At 68.2% G+C, this 22,506-nt stretch carries 24 protein-coding genes; 9 read left to right on the forward strand and 15 right to left on the reverse strand.

The features are described from left to right. Positions 1–35: 35 nt before the first annotated feature. From ABSY19_RS07815 to ABSY19_RS07825, 3 genes are read left to right on the forward strand one after another with little or no spacing between them, the layout of a single operon-like run. A complete protein-coding gene (locus ABSY19_RS07815; protein WP_382160982.1) occupies positions 36–1,070 on the forward strand; it encodes an ABC transporter substrate-binding protein in 1,035 nt (344 codons plus the stop codon). A 10-nt stretch (positions 1,071–1,080) separates the two neighbouring features. After that, positions 1,081–2,046 carry an isopenicillin N synthase family dioxygenase gene (locus tag ABSY19_RS07820; protein ID WP_382160985.1) on the forward strand — a complete coding sequence of 322 codons (966 nt, stop codon included), beginning with the start codon at positions 1,081–1,083 and terminating at the stop codon, positions 2,044–2,046. Continuing rightward, complete coding sequence (locus ABSY19_RS07825; RefSeq protein WP_382160988.1) at positions 2,025–2,747, forward strand: GntR family transcriptional regulator; 723 nt, start codon at positions 2,025–2,027, stop codon at positions 2,745–2,747. The genes ABSY19_RS07820 and ABSY19_RS07825 overlap by 22 nt, the downstream gene beginning before the upstream one ends. Positions 2,748–2,752: 5 nt before the next feature. Here ABSY19_RS07825 and ABSY19_RS07830 read toward each other — a convergent pair whose 3' ends face one another. Beyond that, positions 2,753–3,076, reverse strand: coding sequence for a YegP family protein (locus ABSY19_RS07830; protein ID WP_382160991.1), 324 nt, complete (start codon positions 3,074–3,076; stop codon positions 2,753–2,755). Between the two features lie 148 nt (positions 3,077–3,224). Here ABSY19_RS07830 and ABSY19_RS07835 point away from each other — a divergent pair, with 148 nt between their 5' ends. Further along, the gene (locus ABSY19_RS07835) at positions 3,225–4,046 is read left to right on the forward strand and encodes a DUF4377 domain-containing protein (RefSeq protein WP_382160994.1); all 822 of its coding nucleotides are present in this window, start codon (positions 3,225–3,227) and stop codon (positions 4,044–4,046) included. A gap of 13 nt (positions 4,047–4,059) precedes the next feature. On the opposite strand, the gene ABSY19_RS07840 is transcribed toward ABSY19_RS07835, so the two are convergent. The 8 genes from ABSY19_RS07840 to ABSY19_RS07875 form a co-directional block, all read right to left on the reverse strand. Further along, entirely contained in the window at positions 4,060–5,037 is a 978-nt protein-coding gene (locus tag ABSY19_RS07840; protein WP_382163733.1) for an NAD(P)H-quinone oxidoreductase, read from the reverse strand. A gap of 17 nt (positions 5,038–5,054) precedes the next feature. Then, positions 5,055–6,095 carry a transketolase family protein gene (locus tag ABSY19_RS07845; RefSeq protein ID WP_382160997.1) on the reverse strand — a complete coding sequence of 347 codons (1,041 nt, stop codon included), beginning with the start codon at positions 6,093–6,095 and terminating at the stop codon, positions 5,055–5,057. A 3-nt stretch (positions 6,096–6,098) separates the two neighbouring features. Further along, positions 6,099–6,983, reverse strand: a complete 885-nt coding sequence (locus ABSY19_RS07850; protein ID WP_382161000.1) for a transketolase — start codon at positions 6,981–6,983, stop codon at positions 6,099–6,101. Between the two features lie 100 nt (positions 6,984–7,083). Then, positions 7,084–7,788, reverse strand: a complete 705-nt coding sequence (locus ABSY19_RS07855) for an ABC transporter ATP-binding protein (protein WP_382163735.1) — start codon at positions 7,786–7,788, stop codon at positions 7,084–7,086. Then, complete coding sequence (locus ABSY19_RS07860) at positions 7,781–8,527, reverse strand: ABC transporter ATP-binding protein (protein WP_382161003.1); 747 nt, start codon at positions 8,525–8,527, stop codon at positions 7,781–7,783. Before ABSY19_RS07860 ends, ABSY19_RS07855 begins: the two co-directional genes overlap by 8 nt. Next, positions 8,524–9,528 (reverse strand): branched-chain amino acid ABC transporter permease, encoded by a 1,005-nt coding sequence (locus ABSY19_RS07865; protein WP_382161005.1) that lies wholly within the window; start codon positions 9,526–9,528, stop codon positions 8,524–8,526. Before ABSY19_RS07865 ends, ABSY19_RS07860 begins: the two co-directional genes overlap by 4 nt. A 19-nt stretch (positions 9,529–9,547) precedes the next feature. Continuing rightward, positions 9,548–10,435 carry a branched-chain amino acid ABC transporter permease gene (locus ABSY19_RS07870; protein ID WP_291121497.1) on the reverse strand — a complete coding sequence of 296 codons (888 nt, stop codon included), beginning with the start codon at positions 10,433–10,435 and terminating at the stop codon, positions 9,548–9,550. 69 nt (positions 10,436–10,504) lie between these two features. Beyond that, the gene (locus ABSY19_RS07875; protein ID WP_382161008.1) at positions 10,505–11,890 is read right to left on the reverse strand and encodes an ABC transporter substrate-binding protein; all 1,386 of its coding nucleotides are present in this window, start codon (positions 11,888–11,890) and stop codon (positions 10,505–10,507) included. A gap of 95 nt (positions 11,891–11,985) precedes the next feature. Here ABSY19_RS07875 and ABSY19_RS07880 point away from each other — a divergent pair, with 95 nt between their 5' ends. Beyond that, positions 11,986–13,098 carry a glycerol dehydrogenase gene (locus ABSY19_RS07880; protein ID WP_382161011.1) on the forward strand — a complete coding sequence of 371 codons (1,113 nt, stop codon included), beginning with the start codon at positions 11,986–11,988 and terminating at the stop codon, positions 13,096–13,098. A 6-nt stretch (positions 13,099–13,104) separates the two neighbouring features. Here ABSY19_RS07880 and ABSY19_RS07885 read toward each other — a convergent pair whose 3' ends face one another. Both ABSY19_RS07885 and ABSY19_RS07890 read right to left on the reverse strand, forming a co-directional pair. Further along, positions 13,105–13,557: an acyl-CoA thioesterase gene (locus tag ABSY19_RS07885; protein ID WP_382161014.1), complete on the reverse strand. Its 453-nt coding sequence runs from the start codon at positions 13,555–13,557 to the stop codon at positions 13,105–13,107. Then, positions 13,535–14,983, reverse strand: a complete 1,449-nt coding sequence (locus tag ABSY19_RS07890; RefSeq protein WP_382161017.1) for an NAD-dependent succinate-semialdehyde dehydrogenase — start codon at positions 14,981–14,983, stop codon at positions 13,535–13,537. Before ABSY19_RS07890 ends, ABSY19_RS07885 begins: the two co-directional genes overlap by 23 nt. Positions 14,984–15,060: 77 nt before the next feature. Between ABSY19_RS07890 and ABSY19_RS07895 the strand changes: the two genes are divergently transcribed. Both ABSY19_RS07895 and ABSY19_RS07900 read left to right on the forward strand, forming a co-directional pair. Further along, positions 15,061–15,765, forward strand: coding sequence for an SDR family NAD(P)-dependent oxidoreductase (locus ABSY19_RS07895; RefSeq protein WP_382161024.1), 705 nt, complete (start codon positions 15,061–15,063; stop codon positions 15,763–15,765). Positions 15,766–15,781: 16 nt separating this feature from the next. After that, positions 15,782–16,603, forward strand: coding sequence for a shikimate dehydrogenase family protein (locus ABSY19_RS07900; RefSeq protein ID WP_382161027.1), 822 nt, complete (start codon positions 15,782–15,784; stop codon positions 16,601–16,603). Between the two features lie 4 nt (positions 16,604–16,607). On the opposite strand, the gene ABSY19_RS07905 is transcribed toward ABSY19_RS07900, so the two are convergent. The 3 genes from ABSY19_RS07905 to ABSY19_RS07915 form a co-directional block, all read right to left on the reverse strand. Then, a complete protein-coding gene (locus ABSY19_RS07905; protein ID WP_382161030.1) occupies positions 16,608–17,294 on the reverse strand; it encodes a GntR family transcriptional regulator in 687 nt (228 codons plus the stop codon). A gap of 143 nt (positions 17,295–17,437) precedes the next feature. Next, on the reverse strand, positions 17,438–18,637 hold the full coding sequence (locus ABSY19_RS07910; protein ID WP_382161033.1) for an L-dopachrome tautomerase-related protein: 1,200 nt from the start codon (positions 18,635–18,637) through the stop codon (positions 17,438–17,440). After that, positions 18,634–19,323: a type 1 glutamine amidotransferase domain-containing protein gene (locus tag ABSY19_RS07915; RefSeq protein ID WP_382161036.1), complete on the reverse strand. Its 690-nt coding sequence runs from the start codon at positions 19,321–19,323 to the stop codon at positions 18,634–18,636. The genes ABSY19_RS07910 and ABSY19_RS07915 overlap by 4 nt, the downstream gene beginning before the upstream one ends. A 110-nt stretch (positions 19,324–19,433) precedes the next feature. Between ABSY19_RS07915 and ABSY19_RS07920 the strand changes: the two genes are divergently transcribed. Both ABSY19_RS07920 and ABSY19_RS07925 read left to right on the forward strand, forming a co-directional pair. Continuing rightward, on the forward strand, positions 19,434–20,378 hold the full coding sequence (locus ABSY19_RS07920) for a LysR family transcriptional regulator (RefSeq protein ID WP_382161039.1): 945 nt from the start codon (positions 19,434–19,436) through the stop codon (positions 20,376–20,378). A gap of 53 nt (positions 20,379–20,431) precedes the next feature. Next, entirely contained in the window at positions 20,432–21,268 is an 837-nt protein-coding gene (locus ABSY19_RS07925; RefSeq protein ID WP_382161042.1) for a hypothetical protein, read from the forward strand. Positions 21,269–21,302: 34 nt separating this feature from the next. Here the strand turns inward: ABSY19_RS07925 and ABSY19_RS07930 are convergent, their stop codons facing one another. Continuing rightward, on the reverse strand, positions 21,303–22,463 hold the full coding sequence (locus tag ABSY19_RS07930) for an acyl-CoA dehydrogenase family protein (RefSeq protein WP_382161045.1): 1,161 nt from the start codon (positions 22,461–22,463) through the stop codon (positions 21,303–21,305). Between the last annotated feature and the right edge of the window lie 43 nt (positions 22,464–22,506).

Below are 22,506 nucleotides of genomic sequence, written 5' to 3' on the forward strand. Positions count from 1 at the left end.
CCGCCCGTCTTTTCCGATCTTCAAGGAGCCCCACCATGCGCGCCCCCTTCATCCGCCTCGCCGCCGCCCTGGCCATGGGCCTGACCGCCTGGAGCGGCGCCGCCGCGCAGGCCCCGACCGAAGATATCCGGATCGCGCTCTCGTGGCTGCGCAACGGACAGTACGCGGCACTCATGGTGGCCGACGCCAAGGGCTACTTCGCGGAAGAAGGCATCAAGGTCAGCTTCATCGACGGCGGCCCGGGCAAGAACCCCATCCCCACGGTGGGCGTGGGCCAGGCCCAGTTCGGGGTCATGGCCCATTCGTTCATCATGTCGGCGCGCCTGGCGCCGTCGCCGGTGGATGTGGTGGCCATCGGCGCGCTGATCCAGGAGCTGCCCTACGTGTACATCGGCCTGGGCAACCCCGGCGACCCGGATCCCGCGCCGAAGGACCTCGAAGGCAAGCGCGTGGGCATCCAGGCCGATGGTGAGATGTTCCTGAAGGCCCTGGCCAAACGCAACAACCTCGATCTGTCGAAGGTCAAGGTCGAGACCGTGCTGGCCAACGCCGAGCCCTTGCTGGTCGGCAAGGTCGACTACTTCACGGGCCATCTGCACAACCAGACCTACCAGGTCGAACTGGAAGCCGCCAAGGCCGACGCGCCCGCGCACCTGAAGGGCAAGACCTGGAAGGTGCTGCGCTTCTCGAAACACGGCGTGGCCTCCTACGGCGACACGCTCTTCACGAGCGGCAAGATGATCAAGGAAAAGCCCGAAACCGTGCGCAAGGTGGTGCGCGCCGTGGCCAGGGGCCTGAAGTTCACCATCGACCACCCGGCCGAGGCGGTGCAGCTGGTCGATGCCTACCCGCAGCAGATCGAGCGCGCCGACAAGCTCGCCTGGCGCATGAAGGTGCAGAACCCGCTGAACCAGAGCGCCGACACGCGCGCGCGCGGCCTGCTGTGGATGGACCCCAAGGTGTGGGAGGACACCATGGCCTTCTACAAGGAATACGACCAGATCAAGTCGGTGGCCCCCGTCACCGAGATGATGACCAACGCGTTCAACCCGGGCATCAAGGCCAACTGAGAGAGCACCCATGAGCACCACCACCGCCCCGCACGCGATCCCGACCATCGACATCTCGCCGCTCTTCGGCGACGACCCGGCCGCGCGCCAGGCCATCGCCCACGACATGGGCCGCGCCGCCGAGACCTATGGTTTCATGAAACTGGTGGGCCACGGCGTGTCGCCCGCGGTCATCGCCGAGACCTTCCGGGCCGCCGAAGCCTTCTTCGGCCAGAGCGAGGAAGCCAAGGCGCCGTACCAGGAGCGCAAGACCAACCGCGGCTTCCAGCCGATGTTCGACAACGCGAAGCCAGGCCAGAAGCCCAGCGGACAGGAGGCCTTCAGCATGGGCCATCCGATCCCGCCGATCGACCCGGCCCTGCTGCCGCTGCCGTTCTACGCGGCCACGCCCTGGCCCGACGTGCCCGGTTTCCGCGAGCGCCTCGAGACCTGCTACCACGACATGTTCCGGGTCGGCGAATCGGTGCTGCAGGCGTTTGCGCTGCACCTGGGCGCGCCGGCGGACTTCTTCGCCAACGTGTCGCGCAACACCTACTCCAACATGCGCGTGGTCCACTACCCGCCGCAGGAAGTGGTGCAGCACATCGCCGACGAAGGCGTGCGCGCGCACGAAGACCAGGGCCTGATCACGCTGCTGATCCAGGACATGAACGGAGGCCTCGAAGTGCTCGGCCCGGACAAGGACTGGCTGCCCGTGGTGCCCGACGAAGAGGCCATCGTGCTCAACGTCGCCAAGCTGCTCACGCGCTGGAGCAATGGCCGGTTGAAGTCGGCGCTGCACCGCGTGATCAACCGCTCGGGCCGCGAGCGCTATTCGATCCCGCTGTTCATCCACCCGAACTACCACCAGGTGATCGACCCGCGCGACTTCGCGCCGGCTGGCGAGGTGCCGCGCTTCGAGCCCATCGTGGCCGGCGAGCAGGTCTACAGGAACTTCGCCGGCGAGCGCAAGTCATGGGCCGAGCTGACGTCCTGACCCTGCCCGACCGGCTGGCGCAGGACCTGCGCCGGCGCCTGTCGGCCGGCGAATGGTCGCCGGGCCAGGCCATCCCGGCCGAGACCGCGCTGGCCGGCACGTATGCGGTGTCGAGAAACACCATCCGCGAGGCCATCAGCCGCCTGGTGACGGAGGGCCTGCTGCGCATCCAGCGCGGCGTGGGCACCATCGTGAGCCCACCCCCGCCGCCGCCCGCGTCCATGGGCATGGGCCACTTCGAGTCTCTCACCGAGTCGATCAGGGGCCAGGGCCGCACGCCGCGCATCGTGCTGCACAGGCTGGAACGCCGCGCCGGCACGCCCGAGGAAACCCACAAGCTGGAACTGCCCGCCGGCGCGCGCGTGCTCTACACCGAGCGCGCGATCTACAGCGACGACGAACTGCTGAGCTATGGCTACGACCGCTACGTCGACAGCCTGTTCCCCGAGGTGCTCGACGAGACCTTGTTCTCGATGTCGTTCGTGGACATCTTCGCGCGCCTGGGCGTGCGCACGGACCGCACCGAGGTGGAATACCACGCGGTCCACTCCAGTGCCATCGGCTGGGACCGCGGCAACCGCCAGCCGCAGCTCTACGTGCTGCTCGACCGGGTGCACTACGCACAGAACCGGCCGATCTTTCACGCGCAGACGTACTGCCTGGAAGGGCGCAACCGCATCTACACCAGCACGTCGCGCTGAGACCTTCACGCCTTGGTTGGTGCGCCCGGCGCCGCGGCCTTCACCGCCTCGATCCCCTGGTCCCGCGCGGCCGCCGATGAGTAGGTCTCGCTTTTTCCAAGCGGCTCCCCATTGGCCGCCTTCAGCACGAAATAAGGCTTTCCCGCGGCGTCGTTCAGGCGCGCGTAGCGGGCATCGACCGGCGCATTCGCCTGGACCGACGCAATGCCACCCTGCGCGCTCTGTTTGGCGGTGTAGCGCTCGCTGGTCAAGATGATTTCGTGGTTGCCCGCCACGAGGTTGAACATCCACTGCGTGCCCGAAGGCTTGAGATGAAAGTAGGCGGCCATGATGCTCCTGTATGGTTGGGGGAAGGACACCGCCGACCATCCTCGGCGGCACCCGGACGGCTGTCAATCCTCAATATGTAGGAGAGCTTGCATGAAACAAACACATCCGCCATGCTGTCCTGGCGGACCACAGAAAGGAAACCTCCATATGAAACGCTGGACATTCATCGCCCTCACCGCAGCCACCCTGCTGGGCCTGACGGCCTGCGCCACCTCCACCCCCCCGTCGGCCAACGCCATGAACGATTCGTCTCTCAACAAAACGCTGCAGGCCTTCCACTGGGAGCTGGAGAAGGCGGACGACCCGAGCGGCCGCGCACTGCCCGCATTCACCGCGCTCGCGCCCCAGCGCGTCGTGCGCCTGAGCTTTGTCCCGGGCGACAAGCCGGGCGACCAGCGCGTGGTCGTGGACAGGCTTTGCAACGGCATCGGCGCGGGCTACCAGCTCAACGGCATCGACATCACGATCTCGCGCCCGGTGAGCACGATGATGGCCTGCCCCGACCGCCAGCTGATGCAGCTGGAACAGGCCGTGGCCACGCAGATCAGCCGCGCCACCCGCGTGCACCTGGCCCAGGACGCCAACCCGCCGCGCGTGCTGCTGCAGTTCAACGACGGCAGCCGCTGGCACCTGGTGGGCAAGCCCACCGACGCCACGCGTTACGGCGGCGCGGGCGAAACCCTGTTCCTGGAAGTGGGCCCCCAGCTCCAGCCCTGCAGCCACGGCGTGGTGCGCAATGCGCAGTGCATGCAGGTGCGCGAGGTGAAGTACAACAGCGCCGGCCTCAAGACCGGCACCGGCGAATGGGGCCACTTCTACGGCAACATCGAGGGCTTCACGCACCAGGCGGGCACGCGCAACGTGCTGCGTGTCAAGCGCTACACGATCCAGAACCCGCCGGCCGACGCCTCGCGTTATGCCTATGTGCTGGACATGCGCGTGGAGTCGGAGCTGGTCGGCCCTCGATGAGCCGCGGGCGGGCCTAGACCTCCAGCAGGATCTTCCCGATGTGCTCGGAGGACTCCATCAGCGCATGCGCCAGGGAGGCCTGATCCAGCGGGAACACCTGATGGATCACGGGCGCCACGCGCTTCGCGCTCAACAAGGGCCACACCTGCTCCACCAGCTCCCGGCCGATCCGGGTCTTGTCCGCCAGGCTGCGCGGGCGCAAGGTGGAGCCGGTGAAGGTGATGCGCTTGGCCATCAGCGGTGTCCAGTCGAGCTCGGGCCGGGACGATTCCAGGAACGAGATCTGCACCAGCCGCCCTTCGACGGCCAGGGCCCGCAGGTTGCGCTCGACGTAGGAGCCACCGACCATGTCGAGCACCATGTTCACACCGGCGCCCTCGGTCGCCTTCAGCGCCACGTCCACGAAGTCCTGCTCGCGGTAGTTGATGGCGATGTCGGCCCCTGCGGCCTTGCAGGCCGCCGCCTTCTCGGCGCTACCGACCGTGCACAGCACGCGCGCGCCGAAGGCCTTGGCCAGCTGGATCGCCGTCAGGCCGATGCCCGATGAGCCGCCATGCACCAGCAGGCTTTCCCCGGCGCGCAGACCGCCGCGCTGAAAGACGTTGGCCCAGACAGTAAAGAAGTTCTCCGGCAAGGCGGCGGCCTGCCGCATCGAAATGCCCTCGGGCACGGGCAGCGCCTGGCCCTCGGGCACCACCACGCAGTCGGCGTACGCACCGCCATTGGTCAGCGCGCACACCGGGTCGCCCACCGACCAGCGCGTCACACCCGCACCCAGTGCCACGACCTCGCCCGACACCTCCAGGCCCAGGATGGGGGAGGCACCGGGCGGCGGCGCGTAGAGCCCGCGCCGCTGCAGGGCTTCGGGGCGGTTGACGCCCGCATAGGCCACGCGCACCAGCACCTCGCCGGCCGCCGGCACCGGCGTGGGGCCGGTGCGCGGCACGAGCACCTCGGGGCCGCCGCCCTGGCCGTGGTCGATGAAGCGCATCGTCGCGGACACGGCGCTCATCGCGCGCCTCCCGCCGCCAAGGCCAGCGCCGGCGCGGGCCGGGCCGCCGCGCGCTTGCCCTGCATGGCTTCGCGCGCCACGGCCTCGATGCCGGGGCCGTCGAGCCGGTAGTGCGCGTACAGGTGGGTGGGCGGGGCGATCAGGCTGTACTCGTCGTGGATGCCGTGGCGCACCAGGCGCACGCCCGCGCCTTCGTCGGCCAGCACCTCGGCCACGGCGGCGCCCAGGCCACCGAGCACGTTGTGCTCTTCCACCGTCATGAGCAGGCGCGAACGCGCCGCCGCCTGCAGCACCGCGTCGCGGTCCAGCGGCTTGATGGTGGCCATGTCGATCACGCCCACCGAGAAGCCCGTGCGGCCCAGCGCGGCCGCGGCCTCGAGCGCGCCTTTCACGGCCATGCCGCAGGCGATGAGGGTGAGGTCGGTGCCCCGGCTGTGCTCGATGGCCTTGCCGATCTCGAACGGTGTGTTCTTCTCGTACACGTCGGGCTCACGGCCGCGACCGATGCGGAAGTAGATCGGCTCGGGCCAGCCGATCGAGGCCTTGATCGCGCTCGCGAGTTGCGGACCGTCGGCGGGCGAGATCACCGTGAGCCCCGCGATGGAGCGCATGGTGCCGATGTCCTCCGTCGCGTGGTGGGAGGTGCCGTAGAAGCCGAGCGAGATGCCGGTGTGGTGGCCCACCAGCCGCACCGGCAGCTTGCTGTAGGCCACGTCCATGCGGATCTGCTCGCAGCACAGCAGACCCAGGAAGGACGCGAAGGTGGCGACGAAGGGGATCTGGCCCGTGGTCGCCAGGCCGGCGGCGGCCGTCACCATGTTCTGTTCGGAGATGCCGAACTGCACATAACGATCGGGGTAGGCCTTGGCGAACTTGTTGAGGCCGTTGGAGTACTGCAGGTCGGCCGAGCCGGCCATCACGGGGTGGCCCTGCTCGGCCAGTTCGATCAGCGCGTCCGAAAAATGGTTCAGGCCCGGGGTGATCTGGTTCAGGGCGCGGTACTGCCAGGAGTCGGGGGAAAGGGGTTGGGGGTTCATGGTTCAGATCTCCTTGCTCATGATTTCTTCGATGGCGCGCTGCGCGTCGGCCGGCGCCAGGTAGCCCAGGTGCCAGCCGGGTTCGGTTTCCATGTAGGAAACGCCTTTGCCCTTGATGGTCCTGGCGATCACGCAGGCGGGCTTGTCGCGGCCCGTGTCGGCCTTGAGGCGCCGCAGCAGCGCGGTGAGGTCGCGCACGCTGTGGCCGTCCACCTCGTGCACCTCCCAGCCGAACGCGCGCCACTTCTCGGCCAGGGACTCGACGCCCATCACCTCGTCCACCTTGCCGTCGAGCTGGTAGCCGTTGCGGTCCACGATGGCGACCAGCCGCGAGAGCTTGTTGTGGGCCGCGAACAGCGCGGCCTCCCACACCTGCCCTTCCTGCATCTCGCCATCGCCCAGCATCACGAAGACGTGAAAGTCGCGCTGGGACATGCGCCCACCCAGCGCCATGCCGCAGCCGCCGGAGAGCGCGTGGCCGATCGAGCCCGAGCTGAAGTCGATGCCGGGCACCTTGGTCATGTCGGGGTGGTCGCCCAGCGCGCTGCCCAGGCGGGTGTAGCCGTCCAGCTCTTCCGGGCGGATGAAGCCCCACTCCGCGAGGATGGGGAACTGCCCCACGGCGGCATGGCCCTTGCCCATCAGGAAGCGGTCGCGGTCGGGCCAGGCGGGCTCGCCATGGCGCAGCGACATCACGTCGTAGTACAGCGAGGCGAAGATCTCGGCGGCGGAGAAGACCGAGGTGTAGTGGCCGACCTTGGCGATCTCGATCAGCCGGATCGTCTCCAGCCGCACGAAGCGGGCCTTCTCCCGCAGGCGGGCGATCTCTTCGGCGGTGGGGGTGAAATCGGGAGCGTCCGCTCGGCGGACGGGACTGGGCTGCGGCATGAGGGGGTTCCTTTCGTTGCGAATTGATGCACCATATATCTTTGAAACAGGCGTGGTGCGGGAAGGGGATCGGGCCCTGCCGGGTCGGCGGGCCCGGTGTTCAGATGCCGAGGTAGCTGGCCCTCAGCTGCGGGTTGTGCAGCAGCTCGCGGCCGGTGCCGCGCATGGCGATGGTGCCGTTCTCGATCACGAAGCCGTGGTCGGCCATGTTGAGCACCATCTGCACGTTCTGCTCGATGACCAGCACCGCGAGTTCGCTGTTGCGGATCTTGCGGATGCCTTCGAACAGGCGGTCCACCATGATGGGCGCGAGCCCGAGCGATGGTTCGTCGAGCGCGAGCACGCGCGGCAGCGCCATCAGCGCGCGGCCCACGGCGACCATCTGCTGCTGCCCGCCCGACAGGGTGCCGGCCAGCTGATGGCGGCGCTCATCGAGGATGGGGAACAGCGCGAAGATCTCGTCCATCGTCTTCGAGCGGCGCGCGCGCGCCCGGGGTGTGGACGCCCCCACCATCAGGTTCTCCATCACCGTCATCTCGGGAAAGAGCTGCTTGCCTTCGGGCGACTGCACGAAGCCCTGGTCCACGATGCGGTGCGGCGGCAGGCCGGTGAGCGAGCAGCCTTCCAGCACCGCCGAGCCCTTGGTGGTTTTCACCAGGCCCGAGACCGTGCGCAGGAAGGTCGTCTTGCCCGCGCCGTTGGCGCCGATCAGGGCGGTGATGGTGCCGGGGTGCAGGTCGAGGTGGATGCCCCGCAGCACCTGCTGCTCGCCGTAGCCGGCCCAGAGGTCTTTCACGCTAAACATCGGTGCCGACATAGCCTTCTCCAAAATACGCGGTCAGAACGCGCGGATCCTTCACCACCTTCTGCGGTTCGCCATTGGCGATCAGGCAGCCCTGGTCCATCACGATCACGCGGTCCGACAGACCCATGATCACCTTCATCACATGCTCCACGATCAGCACCGTGATGCCTCGGTCGCGCACCTTGCGCACCAGGGCCACCATCTCGGCCGCCTCGCTGGGCGTGGCGCCGGCCACCACCTCGTCCATCAGCAGCAGGCGCGGCTGCGTGGCCAGCGCGCGGCCGAGTTCGATCTTGCGTTTGTCGAAGGCGGTGAGGTCGTTCGCGTCGGCGTTGCAGCGGTCGCCGAGGTTGAGGAAGTCCAGCAGCTCCATCGCCAGCGCGCGCGCCTTGGCGGTGGACTCCAGGCGCGCGAAGGCGCCGACCATCACGTTCTCCACCGCCGAGAGCCCGCCGAAGGGCCGCGAGAGCTGGAAGGTGCGCGCGATGCCCGCGCGGCAGATGTCGCTGGGCGCCATGCCCAGCACATCGCGGCCTTCGAACAGGATGCGGCCCTGGTCGGCGCGGTGGAAACCGGCGATCAGGTTGAAGGCCGTGGTCTTGCCCGCGCCGTTGGGACCGAGCAGCCCGAGGATCTCGCCTTGCCGAAGGTCGAACGACACCTCGTTCACGGCTTTCAGGCCGCCGAAACGTTTGCTCAGGCCCTGCACTTGCAGCAGCGCCGTTGTCGAATCGCTCATTTTTTCGTCCCTCCTTGCTGGAGGCGTTGTTTCAGCCAGCGATCGATCGGCGCGATGATGCCCTTGGGGAAGTACAGCACCGCGACGATCAGGATCACGCCGTAGATGACCAGGTGCAGGCCGAGGAAGGTGCCGCCGAGGTAAGTGCGCGAGAACTCCGCGATCGGGTGCAGCACCAGGGCGCCCAGCATGGGGCCGAGCACCGTGCCCTGCCCGCCCACGATGGCCATCAGCGCCACGTCGATCGAGAACTCGATGCCCATGTTGCGTTCCGGGTTGATGTAGCGGAAGAACTGGGCGTAGAAGGCGCCGCCCAGGCCGGTCATGAAGGCGCTGGCCGCGAGCGCGATCAGCGAGCACCGCGTGGGGTTGACGCCCAGGGCCTCGGCGCCGTTGTGGTCGCCCCGGATCGCCTTGAGGTAATAACCCAGGCGCGAGCGCTCGAGCACGATGGTGGCGAGCAGCACCAGCACCAGCATCACCAGGGCGATGTAGTAGTACGGCACCTTGCCTTCGAACTGGTAGACCAGGCCACCGAGTTCGCTCGGCGGCACCACGAGGCCCTGCGCGCCCTTGAGCGGGATGCCCAGGAAATCGTCGGTGTTCTCGAACCAGATGCGCACGATCTCGGCGAACGCGATCGTGGTGAGCGTGAAGTACGGGCCCTTGAGCTTGAACGTGGGGTAGCCGATGGCCAGCGACAGCAGGGCCGCGAACGCACCGCCGGCCAGCATGCCCAGCCAGGGCGAGAGGCCAAGCAGCGTGAACAGCAGCACCGTCACATAACCGGCCAGGCCCGCGAACACGGCATGCCCGAGCGAGAGCTGCCCGACGTAGCCGCACACGAAGTTCCAGGCCGTGGCCATGTACGCGAAGTACAGGATCATGGTCAGGGAGTGCAGCGTGTACGAGTCGCTCACGAACAGCGGCAGCACGGCCGCGATCGCGATCATGGGCAGGCCCAGGATCAGCGTGGAGGGGGAGTTGGAAAAGGCGTTCATTCTTGACATGGCCACGCCCTCACGCCTTGCGGCCCAGCAGGCCGTTGGGACGGACCAGCAGCACCACGATGAAGATGAGGAAGGAGAACATCGCGGCCGAGGTGGCGGTGACAAACTGCGAGATCAGCGACTCGAAGACACCGAGCAGCAACCCACCCACGATGGAGCCCGGGATCGAGCCGATGCCACCGAGCACCACCACCAGGAACGACTTGACGCCGAACATCAGCCCCACGGTGGGCGTGATCGACAGGAAGGGCACCAGCAAGGCACCGAACAGGCCCAGGATCGCGGCGCCCAGGCCGAAGGTCTGGTTGTAGACGCGGTAGACGTTCACGCCGCTCATGGCGGCCGCGTCGCGGTTCTGCGCGGTGGCGCGGATGGAGCGGCCCACGTCGGTGTGCTTGAGCCCCCACCAGAGGCCCCCGGCCACGGCGATGGCGGCGACGAAGCCGACGAAGCGCGGGATGCTGATCGGCAGGCCCGCGACCTCGAAGGTGCCACCGGCGAAGTCCACGCTCACCGAGCGCACGTCCGGGCCGTAGGTCATCAGCACCAGGTTGTCCATGACCAGGTAGACGCCCGTGGTCAGCAGCAGCGCGCCCAGCGGTTCCACCACCAGCGACGACTCGCGTTTGAACAGCGGCGAGATGATGACGCTCTGCGTGAAGTAGCCGAAGCCGAACAGCAAGGGCATGGTCACCAGCGCCGCCACGTAGGGGTGCAGGCCGAAGGTGGACCACAGCGTGTAGGCCGCGTACATGGCCACCATGAGGAACGAGCCGTGCGCGAAGTTGATGACGCGCAGCACGCCGAAGATCAGGCTCAGGCCCAGGGCGATGCCGCCATAGATGGCGCCCTGCAGCAGCCCGTTGATGAGCGCGTAGAAAAAGATGAGGGGATCCATACCGGTTTCCGTGATGAGGGCGCCCGCCGCGCGGGGCGGCGGGCGCCCGGGTTGAAGCCGTGGACCGGATCAGCGCTTGGACCAGTCGGGCAGCGGCCAGACCGGTTTGGTGCCGGCCAGCCGGTTGGTCGCCGGCCACACCGTGCGGCGCTCGCCACCGATGTTCTGGGTGATGGCGCCGTGGGCGTGCGGGTTCTGGCCCTTGTCGTCAAAGACCACGCGGCTGTAGCCCGTGATCAGCGCGGGCCCGCTCTTGATGTCGGTCGCGGCCAGGGCATCGCGGATCTTTTCCCGGTCGGTCGAGGCGGCGCGCTCCAGCACGTCGCGCAGGATGTAGGCGTTGGACACGCCCTGCGCGCCGTAGGCGTTCAGGCCGTAGCCCATGCGGGTCTGGAACTTCTTGTCGGCGTCCAGCGCGTTCGGGTCCTTGATGGCCTGCATGATGTCCACCTGGAAATCGTCCTGCACGAACATCAGGTCGTAGGCCTTGGGGTTGACCGACTTGTAGAACGAGGGGTCTTCCGCGCCGCCACCGACGGAGTGGATGCCATAGGGCACGTTGAGGCGGTTCTCCGCGAACTGGCGCGTGAACAGGATGTGGTCGGGCGTGTAGGCCACGACGATCAGCGCATCGGGCTTGCTCGCGCGGATCTTCAGCAGCTGCGCGGAGAAGTCGGACTGGTTGGGCGGGTAGGACTCGTCGAGTGAAATCTTGTAGCCGCGCTCCAGCGCCATCTTCTTGATGTTGGCGGTGTGCGAGCGGCCCCAGTCGGTGCCTTCGTAGAACAGGCCGATGGTCTGCGGCTTGTTGCCGGTTTCCTTGGCCAGCAGGTCGATCGCGTCCATCTGCTCGCGCGCGTCGTAGATCGCCTTGTTGTTCGGGCGGAAGACGTAGCGAAAGCCGCGCTCGGTGATCTCGTCCTTCACCGAGCCCGTGACCAGCCAGGGCGTCTTGTAGCGCTCGGCCACTTCGGTGGCCGGGAAGGTGACCGCGCTGTTGTACGCGCCCACCATCACCGACACCTGCTCGCGCGTGATCAGGCGCTCGGTTTCGGCCACGCCGACATCGGGCTTGGACTGGCTGTCCGCGAAGATCGCGACCAGCTTGGCGCCACCCAGGGACTTGATGCCGCCCGCGGCGTTGATCTGCTCGATGGCGATCTCGGCGCCGACCTTGGTCTGGTTGCCGATGGTCGCGGTGCCGCCCGAGAGGGGCAGCACGAAACCGATCTTGATCTCCTTGGGCTGTGCGAACGCCGCCGCGCTCAGCCCGAACAGGCAGGCGGCGCCCAGGCGGATCAGCGCCTGGCGCCGATGGGTTGGGATGGTCTTCATGGTCTCGTCTCCAGATTGAGGAATGGGTCGGCCAGCGGTCCAGCGCACCGGCCGGGCATCGAAGGCGACGGTGCCGGGCCCGTCCGACAGCACCTTGCTTTCGCCTTCGATCGGACGCATGATATATGATGCAACGTGCATCATGCTGCGGGTTTTCCCGGATGCGGGTGCCCGGTCCGCCGTGTTCAAGAACCCTTTTCCACCCAGGAGACAAGATGTCCACTTCCCCCGCCACCCCTTCCCTGCTGCGCGTTTTTGGCGGCCCGCTGCGCTACCTGCAGGGCCCGGGCGCCCTCGATCAACTGGGCGCGCAGGCCGCCCTGCTCGCGCCGTCGGCCGTGCTGATTGCCGACCGCTTCGTGCTCGACCTGGTGGGCGCTCGCGTGGCGGCTTCTTGCCAGGCCTCGGGGGTGGCGCTGAGCACCGGCGAGTTCTCCGGCGACATCACGCCCGCCGAGGTGCAGCGCCTCACGGACCAGCTCGGCGCGGCGAAGCCCGGCGTGGTGATCGCGGCCGGTGGTGGCAAGGGCATCGACGTGGGCAAGGCCGTGGCCCGGGCCTTGGGTGCGCAGGTCGTGACCGTGCCCACGGTGGCGTCCAACGACGCGCCCACCAGCAAGATCTTTGTGCTGTACGACGAACACCACCGCCTGCTGTCGGTGGAGCACCTGGCGCACAACCCCGCGGCCGTGGTGGTCGACACCGCGCTGATCGCGGCCGCGCCGGTCAAGCTGCTGCTCGCGGGCATCGGCGACGCGCTCTCGAAGAAGTTCGAGGTCGAGCGCTGCGCCGCCGCCGGTGGCCTGAACATCTACGGCGGCCTGGGCACGCAGGCGGCGCTGGTGCTGGCCGACCTCAGCTACCGCAGCGTGCGCGAGCACGCCGAGCCGGCCATCGAGGCCGTGCGGCGCGCCACCACCGATGCGCATCTCGAATCGCTGGTCGAGGCCACGGTGCTGCTCAGCGGGCTGTGCTTCGAGAACGGCGGACTCTCGGTGTCGCATGCGATGACGCGCGGCCTGTCCGCGATCGCCGGCACCGCGAGCACCTTGCACGGCCTGCAGGTCGCCTACGGCCTGCTGGTGCAGCTCACGCTGGAAGAGCGCGACGCGGCCTTCATGGCGGAGCTGCGCGGCTTCTACCGGCGCATCGGCCTGCCGCAGGACCTGAACGAATTGGGCCTGGGGCGCGCGGCCAGCCAGGACGAGATCGAGACCATCGCGCGCCAGACCATGACCGCGCCGCATGTGCGCAACTTCCCGACCGCCCTCAGCGCCGAGCGCATCGCCGGCGCCATCCGCCAGGTGGAGGCCGCGCGCCTGGGCTGAACGCGCTCAGGCAGGCACCGGCCCGGCGAGCAGCCGCTCCCGCTCGGCCGGTGTCCAGGGCGACGCCTGCCCCGTGCGGTCTTCGCACATCACGGTGGTGACGCGCGCCGCGAAATGCGCCACCCCGTCGACCTGGATGCCGAACCGCGCTTCCAGGCTGGTGCGGCCCACGCGCGTCACGCGCAGGCACACCGAAGGCTCGGCCCCGCGGCCGACCGGTTGGCGGAAATCACAGGCCATCGCCACCACGACCTGGGAGCGGGCCCCCGTGCCCGGCAGCGGCAGACCGATGGCCTCGGCGTGCTCGTTGCGCGCGTCCTCGCACCACCTCAGGTACACGAGGTGGTGGACATGGCCCAGCGCGTCCAGATCCGTCCAGCGCACGCGCACCGGCATGGTCCAGTGCCAGCGCCCGTCCTGAGGTTCAGGGTCGCGTTCAGTCGAGACCGACGCAGACATATTTCAGCTCGGTGTAGTCGTCCATGCCGTACTGCGAGCCCTCGCGGCCCAGGCCCGACTGCTTGACGCCGCCGAACGGCGCCTCGGCGGTGGAGATCAGGCCGGTGTTCACGCCCACCATGCCGTACTCCAGCCGCTCCGACACGCGCCAGCTGCGCGAGAGGTCGCGCGTGTACACGTAGGAGGCCAGGCCGTACTCGGTGTCGTTGGCCATGCGGATCACCTCGTCCTCGCTGTCGAAGGGGATCAAGGCCGCCAGCGGGCCGAAGGTTTCCTCGCGCGCGACCAGCATCTGCTGCGTCACACCGGTCATGACCGTGGGTTCGAAGAAATTGCCCTCGAGCCGGCGCCCGCCAGCGATCACGGTGGCCCCCTGGCCAAGGGCGTCGTCGATGTGCTCCTCCACCTTGGCCAGGGCCTTGCCGTCGATCAGGGGGCCGACCACCACGCCCGCGTCGAGGCCGTTGCCCAGCTTCATCGCCTGCACGCTGGCCGCGAGCTTGACAGCGAACTCGTCGTACACCGCGCGCTGCACATAGAGGCGGTTCGCGCACACGCAGGTCTGGCCGTTGTTGCGGAACTTGGCGATCATCGCGCCCTGCACCGCCGCGTCCAGGTTCGCGTCGTCGAACACGATGAAGGGGGCGTTGCCGCCCAGTTCCAGCGAGACCTTCTTGATGTGCTCCGCGCATTGCCGCATGAGCACGCGCCCGATCTCGGTGGAGCCGGTGAAGCTCAGCTTGCGCACCACCGGGTTGCCGGTGAGCTCCTTCGCGATCGCGCCGGCATCCCCCGTCACCACGTTGATCACGCCCCGGGGAATGCCGGCGCGCTCGGCCAGCACCGCGATGGCCAGGGCCGAGAACGGGGTCTGGGTGGCCGGCTTGACCACCATGGTGCAACCCGCGGCCAGCGCGGGCGCAAGCTTGCGCGTGAGCATCGCGTTGGGGAAGTTCCAGGGCGTGATCGCCGCGCACACGCCGATGGGCTGGCGCAGCACCACGATGCGCTTGTCGGGCTGCGGCGCGGGAATCACGTCGCCGTTGTTGCGCCGCCCCTGCTCGGCGAACCATTCGATGAAGCTCGCGCCGTAGGCGATCTCGCCGCGCGACTCGGCCAGCGGCTTGCCTTGTTCGATCGTCATGATGCGCGCCAGGTCGTCCTGCGCCTCCATCATCAGCTCGTACCAGCGGCGCAGCAGCGTGGCGCGCTCCTTGGCGCTGCGCGCGGCCCAGGCCGGGAAGGCGTGGGCCGCCGCCTGCACGGCCAGGCGCGTTTCCCCCTCGCCCATGTTGGGCACCGTGCCCACCCGCTCGCCGGTGGCGGGGTTCATCACCTCGCGCGCCTGGCCGTTCAAGGCGGGCTGCCAGTGGCCATCGATCAGGCACTGCTGAACAAAGAGGCCGGGGTCCTTCAGATGTTTCATGCTGTCTCCAAAAAAGGGTTGTCCGATTTTGGATGCATGATATATCATGCGTCTTCCATCAACAAGGAGACGTTTTCATGAATCAAAGGCAAAAGGTGGCGGTGGTGACGGGTGGCGGCACGGGGATCGGGCTGGCCTGCGCCCAGGAGCTGCAAGCCAAGGGCTGGCGCGTGGTGTGCGCCGGCCTGGACACCGAGCCCACGCTGCCCGACCAGCTCGAATTCACCCGCCTGGACGTGACCGACAGCGCCGCGATCGCGGCCCTGTTCGAGCGGCTCCCGCACGTCGACGGACTGGTCAATGCGGCGGGCATCATCCTGCACGAGCAGAAGGAACTCACGCCCGACGGCTTCGACAAGGTGGTGGCGATCAACCTCAACGCAGTCAACCGGCTGACGCTCGCCGCCTTGCCCGGCCTCAAGGCGGCGCGCGGCGCGGTGGTGAACGTGGCCTCCATGTGGAGCCAGTTCGGTTCGGCCCGCAACCCGGCGTACTCGGCCAGCAAGGGCGGCGTGACCTCCCTCACCCGCTCGCACGCGGTGGCCTTCGCCGCCGACGGTGTGCGGGTCAACGCGATCGCGCCGGGCTGGATCGACACGCGACTGGCCTCCGGCGCCATCCACAATCCCGAGCGCAGCGCGGCGATCCTGGGCCGCATTCCGCTCGGGCGCTGGGGCCAGCCGGCGGACGTGGCCCGCGTGGTGAGCTTCCTGCTGTCGGCCGAGGCCGCCTACGTCACCGGCATCGTGATGCCCGTGGACGGCGGATTCGGCATCGCCTGAACCCGCACCGGAGCCCATGAGCGTGAACCCTCCACCGACCCCCGCCGTCAACGGCCGAACCGCCGTGGTGCCCCTGCTGGCCTACCCGAGCGAGCACGTGCGCACGCCCGGCTTCTTCAACCAGCACTGCAGCGAGCACGGCATCAACGCCGTGATGGTGCCGTGGAAGGTCTCGCCCGCGGACCTGCCCGCGGCCATCGAGGCCATCCGCCGCATCGAGAACATTCCCGGTTTCGTCATCACCATCCCGCACAAGCACGAGGTCTGCCGGCACTGCGACACGCTGGAGGGCCTGGCCGAGGTGATGGGCGTGTGCAACGCGGTGCGCAAGAACGCCGATGGCACGCTGTCGGGCCGCATGTACGACGGCCAGGGTTTCGTGCAGGGCCTGCTGGAGCGGGGCATCCCGCTGGCCGGCCGCTCGGTGCTGCTCGCGGGCGCCGGCGGCGTGGCGACCGCCATCGCGTTCGAGCTGGCCGGGTCGCAGGTGGGCCGCATCGGCATCCGGAACCGCTCGGTGGACAAGGCGCGCGAACTGGGGCAGCAGCTCTCGCGCCATTTCCCGGACCTGGTGGTCGAACTCAATCCAGCGCGCGTGGAAGGCTACGACATCGCCGTCAACGGCACCTCGCTGGGCCTGCACCCGGAAGACCCGCTGCCGTTCGACCCGACCACCTTGCGCCAGGACACGGTGGTGGCCGAGGTCGTGATGCAGCCCGACATCACCCCCTTGCTGCAGCGAGCGTCGGAGAACGGCCAGCGCATCCACAAGGGCGTGCACATGGTCACGACGCAGATCCGGCTGCTGGTCGAGTTCACGACCGGCCAGGCCGGCTGAACGCCTAGGCGTAGATCTCTTCGACCGAGCGCCCGCTCATCCACTCGGTCAACACCCGCTCACCCCACTGGATGTCTTCCTGGATGGCCTTGGACGCCATCTCGGGGTTGCGGGCCTTCAGGCCTTCGAGCACCTTGTAGTGCGGGTGGCCGCTGTTGAAGATGTTGCGCCGGGGCACCTTGGCGTGGAAGGTGTTCAGCAGCGGCCCCATCCGCACCCACAGGGTCTCGACGACCGCGGACAGGCTGGGCAGCCGGGCGGCGGCCATCAACTCGAAATGGAAGTCGCGGTTGCGCCGGGCGGCGTCCTTCGGGTTGGTGGCCGAGGCCTTGATGAACTGGTCCTGGATCTTCTCCAGGTGCTCGATTTCCTTGCGCGTGATCTGCCGCGCGGCCTGGGCGGCGGCCGCGCCTTCGAGCAGGCCCCGCATGAGCTGGATCTCGCGCACGGTGGCCAAGTCCAGCTCGGGAACCGCGATCGAGGTGGCGGCGGTCACGTCCAGCGCCTGCTCGCTCGCCAGGCGGAAGATGGCCTCGCGCACCGGTGTGATGCTGGTGCCCAGCACCTCGGCGAGTTCGGCGATGCGCAGCCTCGAACCGGGCGCGTATTGCCCGTTCATCAAGGCATTGCGAATCTCAACGTACACGCGTTGGGACAGGTTCTGCTTTTCCACTCGGCCCAGTTCAGCCATCTCCGCACCTTACTTTTTACATCATATATCCTGTCCGGAATGTAGCAGAAAAGGGCGGGATGCACGGGCGCGACAAGGCCACGCTGTCTCCTGCGGCTCAGCGCAGGAGACAGCGTGGCGTCGGAAGGCGGCGCGAGGGATCGTCAGTGGCGCGTGGCCTTCTGGCCGCGCGGCCGCAGCCGCCACAGCTCGTAGCGCTCCTCCCCGGCCTTGACCTGGCCGTCGAAGTGCTGGTTGAGTGCGCTGGCGGTGAAGACCAGGTCACCGCCCGGGTGCCAGGCCGGCGTGTCGGGCCAGCGCACCGCGCCGTTCGCGGCGATCAGCGCCAGCGCGCGCGTTGAGGGGCTGTAGCGCACGATGCCGCCTCGCGTCACGTCGGTGATGTAGAGGTCGCCCACCGGGTCGGTGACGATGCCGTCGGTGTTGCCGCCGACCACGCCCAGGCTTCGGACCTCGCGCGCGATCTGCGCGTCGCTGGCGCCCGCCCGGCGCAACACGGCGGTCGGGACCGCCCAGGCCTGCGTGCCGGTCGTCACCGTCCAGTACAGCGTCTGTCCATCGGGCGAGAGCGCGATGCCGTTGACGCCGATCAGCAAGGGGTTGCCGGGCCAGACCTCGCTGCCGCCGGACACCACCTTGACGCCCGGCTCGATCTGCAGGCTGGCGTGCCCGTCCAGCACACGCCGGGCCGTGCCGCTGGCGTGGTCCACCACGATCAGACCCACCTGGTTGCGCGGCGCGCTGCGAAAGCCGCTGTCGGACACATAGGCCACGCGCCGGCGTTCGTCGACCGCGATGTCGTTGAGGAAGCTGCCCGCCCGATCGGCCACGCCGTCCAGCGCAATGGTCTTCAAGAGCTTGCCCGAGGCCAGTTCGAACACCATCACCTTCTGGGCCCCGGCGGGCGCTTCGGCCTCGCCCGCCACGAAGCCCATGTCCAGCGCCCAGAGCCAGCCGTTGCGCCGGTCCACATGGAAGCCGAGCACGTTGCGCAAGGCCAGGTGGGGCGGCGCCTTCACATCGTTGCCCTGCGTGGAAGGAAAGGCGGTCAGCCTCGCGGGGCCACCGTCGGCCGTGGTGTCGAGCCGGCTCAGGGTGGCCGGCGCGGCGGGCGAGAGCAGGCGGGGCGTGCTCACGTAGGCGCCGCCCCGGGCGTCGAAATGCAGGCCGGCGATGGGCGCGTTCACCGATTGCGCGAACGGCACGGCCGCCTGCCCGGGTGCGGCAGCCTCCCAGCTCACCCCCTGGTAGCTGCGCCAGCGTTCCAGCGGCAGCAGATCGGCGGCCTGGGCCGCCCAGGAAAAGGCCAGCAGCGCCGCCAGCGCGAACGCGGCGCGGCTCATGAGCGCGCTCCGAGCTGCGCGAGCAAGGCCTCGGCGGTCGCTTCGGAAGATGCCGGGTTCTGCCCCGTGATCAGCCGGCCGGACACCACCACGTGGCTCTGCCAGTCGGCCCCGCGGGTGTAGAGGCCGCCGTGGCCAGTCAACATGTCCTCCAGCGAGAAGGGCACCACGTCGGTGAGCTGGGCCACCGATTCCTCGCTGTTGCTGAAGCCGGTGACCTGGCGGCCGCGCACCAGCGGCTGCCCTTGCGCGTCCTTCACATGGCGCAGCACGGCGGGTGCGTGGCACACCGCCGCCACCGGTTTGTCCTGCGCCAGGAAGCGTTCGATCAACGCGATGGACCGGGTGTCTTCCGCCAGGTCCCACAGCGGCCCGTGGCCACCGGGGTAGAACACCGCGTCGAAGTCCTGCGCGTTCACGTCGCCCAGAGGCAGGGTGCGGGCCAGGGCGGCCTGGGCCTGCGCGTCGGCGTTGAAGCGGCGTGTCGCTTCGGTCTGGGCATCGGCTTCGTGGCTCTTGGGGTCGATCGGCGGCGGCCCGCCCAGAGGCGAGGCCAGCGTGACCTGCGCGCCCGCGTCCTTGAACCGGTAGTACGGGGCGGCGAACTCCTCCAGCCAGAAACCGGTCTTGTGCCCGGTGTCGCCCAGCCGGTCGTGGGAGGTCAGCACCATCAATATCTTCTTCATCGCGCATCCTTTCGAGGCCCGCAGGCCGTGGTTGAAATGGGTTGGACACGATGATCGGGACGCTTCTATGATTCGAAAAGTCGAAAGATTCGATCTTTGGAATTCAATAAATGAATATCGACAACAAGGACCTGAACCTGCTGCGGGTCTTCCACGTGGTCTACCAGGAGCGCAACGCCTCGCGCGCGGCCGAACGCCTGGCGCTGAGCCAGCCCGCGCTGAGCCACAAGCTGGCCAAGCTGCGCCACGAGATGGGCGACCCGCTCTTCGTGCGCGCCCCGCGTGGCCTGACGCCGACGCCCCGGGCGCATGAGCTGGCGCCGCAGGTGCAGGCGCTGGTGGGCGACATCGAGGCCTTCTACCACCGCAGCGAAGGCAGCAACTTCCTCTCGCGCAACGAGCGGCTGCACCTCTTCACCACCGACTACCTCGAACAGTCCCTGCTGCCCGGGCTGTTGCCCCGGCTGCGCGCGCAGGCGCCCGGGGTCATCCTGATCACGCACAACACGCGAGGCCAGCTGCCTCGCGAGGAACTGGAAAAAGGCAGCTGCGACCTCGCCATCGCGGGCTTCTACGACGAGCTGCCCGACACGCTGCGCCAGCAGCGCCTGTTCAGCGAAGACTTCGTGGTGCTGGCCTCGCGCCACAACCCCCACTTGAACGGAGGTGCGTTGGGGCTCGAACAATTCCTGGCCTGCGAACACCTGCTGACCACGCTCACTGGCGATCTGCATGGGCGGGTCGACCGCGCCCTGGAGGCGCGGGGCCTGCGCCGCCGCATCGCGGCGGGCCTCTCCAGCTTCCTGGCCCCGACCCGCCTGGTCCGGGACTCGGCCTTTCTGCTGACCTGCCTGCGCTCGGTGGCCGAAGAGGCCGCGCAACGCGACCCCGATCTGCAGATCCACCCGCTGCCGATCGACCTGCCCCGGGTGGAGGTGAAACAGATCTGGCACGAACGCACCGACGCCGACCCCTTGCGGCGTTGGCTGCGGCAGCAGATCCAGCAGGTTTCTGCGAGAAGCGGGTCGCTCATCGCAGGCAGTGACGGGCCATGAACGGAAGCCAGCTTGCGAAACCATGCAGCACCTATAGCTCTGGAGGTAAAACCGTGACCATCAGCGACGAAGCGTTTCGACAATGCGGCGAGATCGTTGCGCCGCCCGGGGGGCCGTGGAAGATTCGATCCGATCCCCAACACAGGATCCTCAAGGATGGCATCTACGTCGTCTCCCATCCCTTGAAGGGCAAATGGGTTCTGTCCCTCTACAGGAACGATTGCCTTGGCGCCAACGAGGTTGAAATCGCTGTCGATCCGCTGGCGATGACCGGCAATGACCTTGAGAAGCACGCGGACGCACGCGCCTGGTTGGACCATCAGAAAGCCCTGCTTGAAAACGAGCCCGCCCGGCCCCGGATTTTCGACAGGAGAATCAACGCCTACATGCTGGGCTTCACGCTGTCGGGTGCCAGCGTGTTTCTGGAGAGGCTGGCGCTTGAAGCGGATCGGCCTGGGCCCCAATGGCAGATCAACGCCGCAACGGGCGCCGAGCCAGGCGAGGCGACGCCCGGGAGCCAGGAGGAAAAATGGCGGCGCAGGGCCGCCATCGTGCACATGCTGGCGATGGCGCACCAGGCTGCGGCGGCGAGTGGTTCGGAAACCGTCAGGGTCTCGAAGCACAAGGAGGTGCGGTTCGCTTCCAGCGAGCATTTTCAAGCGCACCTGGAAGGGTTGTTGAGGAACCCGGTGTGCGCCATCTCCCAACTGCCTCTTGATCTGACCTTCCAGGACAAGGAGCTGTCACCGTCGCTGGATCGCAAGGACGCCAACGGGCACTACGAGGAGGGAAACCTCCAGGTGGTCGCGCGGTTCATCAACCGATGGAAAAGCGACGACGACATGGACAACTTCAATCGGCTTCTCTCGCTGGTGCGGCAGAGCCCCTAGACACCCCACGGGCGTGTGTCGGGCACCGCCGTGCTCAGGCCGCCTTCATCAGGTGCTTGCCGATGACCACCTGCTGGATCTGGGTCGTTCCCTCGTAGAGCCGCAGCAGGCGCACGTCGCGGTAGAAGCGCTCGACCTTGTAGTCGTTGATGTAGCCCGAGCCACCGTGGATCTGCACGCCACGATCGGCCACGCGGCCCACCATCTCGGTGGTGAACATCTTGGCGCACGAGGCTTGCATGCTCACCTCGGCGTCGGGCGCGCCGAAGGGCTTGGCGTCGTAGCGCGCCGCCACCGCCTGCACCAGCGCCCAGCCCGCCTGCAGCTCGGCCTGGCTGTCGGCCAGCATGGCCTGCACCAGCTGGAAGTCGCCAATGCGCTGCCCGAACTGCTTTCGCTGCTGCGCGTAGGCAATGCTCTCGCGCAGGATGCGGCTGGCCATGCCGCAGGCCAGCGCCGAGATGTGCAGGCGGCCCCGGTCCAGCACCTTCATCGCGGTCTTGAAGCCCTTGCCGGGCTCGCCGCCGATGATGTTCCCGGCGGGCACCCGCACCTGATCCAGATACACGTCGCAGGTCTTGGTGCCGCGCTGCCCCATCTTCCTGTCGGTCGGGCCCAGTGAGAGCCCCGGCAGCCCCGCGGGGACGATGAACGCCGTGATGCCGCCCGCGCCCGCACCTTCGGTGCGCGCCATCAGGGTGAAGGCACCGGCGCGCGGGGCGTTGGTGATGAACCGCTTCGTGCCGCTGAGCAGGTAGTCGCTGCCGTCGCGCACGCCCTGGGTCTTGAGGGAGGCCGCGTCCGAGCCGGCATCAGGCTCGGTGAGCGCAAAGGACACGATCAGCTCGCCGCTGGCGATGCGGGGCAGGTACTCGGCCTTCTGCGCCGGCGTGCCATCCATCAGGATGCCCTGCGAGCCGATGCCGATGTTGGTGCCCACCACCGAGCGGAACGCCAGCGCGGTGTGCCCCAGCTCGTGGGCGACTTCGCACTCCTGCGTCATGCTCAGCCCGATGCCGCCGAATGCCTCGGGGATCGAGATGCCGAACAGCCCCAGCTCCTTCATGTCGGCCACGATGTCGGCCGGCACCTCGTCGCGCGCCTCCACCTCGTCTTCCGCGGGCATCAACCGGTCGCGAACAAAGCGGTGCACGCTCTCCTTGAGCAATTGAAAGGTTTCGGGGTCCAGCGACATGGGGCATCTCCTGTGGGGGAGCCGGATTGTTGACCCATCGATG

The organism is Hydrogenophaga sp. ANAO-22 (assembly GCF_042466645.1).
Lineage (GTDB): Bacteria > Pseudomonadota > Gammaproteobacteria > Burkholderiales > Burkholderiaceae_C > Hydrogenophaga.

Coding starts and splice junctions, on each gene's coding strand:
- ABSY19_RS07880 (WP_382161011.1), top strand. CDS start 11,986: ATGTCCACTTCCCCCGCCACCCCTTCCCTGCTGCGCGTTTTTGGCGGC.
- ABSY19_RS07865 (WP_382161005.1), bottom strand. CDS start 9,528: ATGAACGCCTTTTCCAACTCCCCCTCCACGCTGATCCTGGGCCTGCCC.
- ABSY19_RS07840 (WP_382163733.1), bottom strand. CDS start 5,037: ATGCGCTTCATCGACCACGGCCAGGGCGGCGGCCCCGAGGTGCTCGTG.
- ABSY19_RS07850 (WP_382161000.1), bottom strand. CDS start 6,983: ATGCCGCAGCCCAGTCCCGTCCGCCGAGCGGACGCTCCCGATTTCACC.
- ABSY19_RS07815 (WP_382160982.1), top strand. CDS start 36: ATGCGCGCCCCCTTCATCCGCCTCGCCGCCGCCCTGGCCATGGGCCTG.
- ABSY19_RS07900 (WP_382161027.1), top strand. CDS start 15,782: ATGAGCGTGAACCCTCCACCGACCCCCGCCGTCAACGGCCGAACCGCC.
- ABSY19_RS07845 (WP_382160997.1), bottom strand. CDS start 6,095: ATGAACCCCCAACCCCTTTCCCCCGACTCCTGGCAGTACCGCGCCCTG.
- ABSY19_RS07870 (WP_291121497.1), bottom strand. CDS start 10,435: ATGGATCCCCTCATCTTTTTCTACGCGCTCATCAACGGGCTGCTGCAG.
- ABSY19_RS07890 (WP_382161017.1), bottom strand. CDS start 14,983: ATGAAACATCTGAAGGACCCCGGCCTCTTTGTTCAGCAGTGCCTGATC.
- ABSY19_RS07910 (WP_382161033.1), bottom strand. CDS start 18,637: ATGAGCCGCGCCGCGTTCGCGCTGGCGGCGCTGCTGGCCTTTTCCTGG.
- ABSY19_RS07930 (WP_382161045.1), bottom strand. CDS start 22,463: ATGTCGCTGGACCCCGAAACCTTTCAATTGCTCAAGGAGAGCGTGCAC.
- ABSY19_RS07825 (WP_382160988.1), top strand. CDS start 2,025: ATGGGCCGAGCTGACGTCCTGACCCTGCCCGACCGGCTGGCGCAGGAC.
- ABSY19_RS07875 (WP_382161008.1), bottom strand. CDS start 11,890: ATGCGTCCGATCGAAGGCGAAAGCAAGGTGCTGTCGGACGGGCCCGGC.
- ABSY19_RS07920 (WP_382161039.1), top strand. CDS start 19,434: ATGAATATCGACAACAAGGACCTGAACCTGCTGCGGGTCTTCCACGTG.
- ABSY19_RS07905 (WP_382161030.1), bottom strand. CDS start 17,294: ATGGCTGAACTGGGCCGAGTGGAAAAGCAGAACCTGTCCCAACGCGTG.
- ABSY19_RS07835 (WP_382160994.1), top strand. CDS start 3,225: ATGAAACGCTGGACATTCATCGCCCTCACCGCAGCCACCCTGCTGGGC.
- ABSY19_RS07915 (WP_382161036.1), bottom strand. CDS start 19,323: ATGAAGAAGATATTGATGGTGCTGACCTCCCACGACCGGCTGGGCGAC.
- ABSY19_RS07885 (WP_382161014.1), bottom strand. CDS start 13,557: ATGTCTGCGTCGGTCTCGACTGAACGCGACCCTGAACCTCAGGACGGG.
- ABSY19_RS07895 (WP_382161024.1), top strand. CDS start 15,061: ATGAATCAAAGGCAAAAGGTGGCGGTGGTGACGGGTGGCGGCACGGGG.
- ABSY19_RS07860 (WP_382161003.1), bottom strand. CDS start 8,527: ATGAGCGATTCGACAACGGCGCTGCTGCAAGTGCAGGGCCTGAGCAAA.
- ABSY19_RS07820 (WP_382160985.1), top strand. CDS start 1,081: ATGAGCACCACCACCGCCCCGCACGCGATCCCGACCATCGACATCTCG.
- ABSY19_RS07830 (WP_382160991.1), bottom strand. CDS start 3,076: ATGGCCGCCTACTTTCATCTCAAGCCTTCGGGCACGCAGTGGATGTTC.
- ABSY19_RS07855 (WP_382163735.1), bottom strand. CDS start 7,788: ATGTTTAGCGTGAAAGACCTCTGGGCCGGCTACGGCGAGCAGCAGGTG.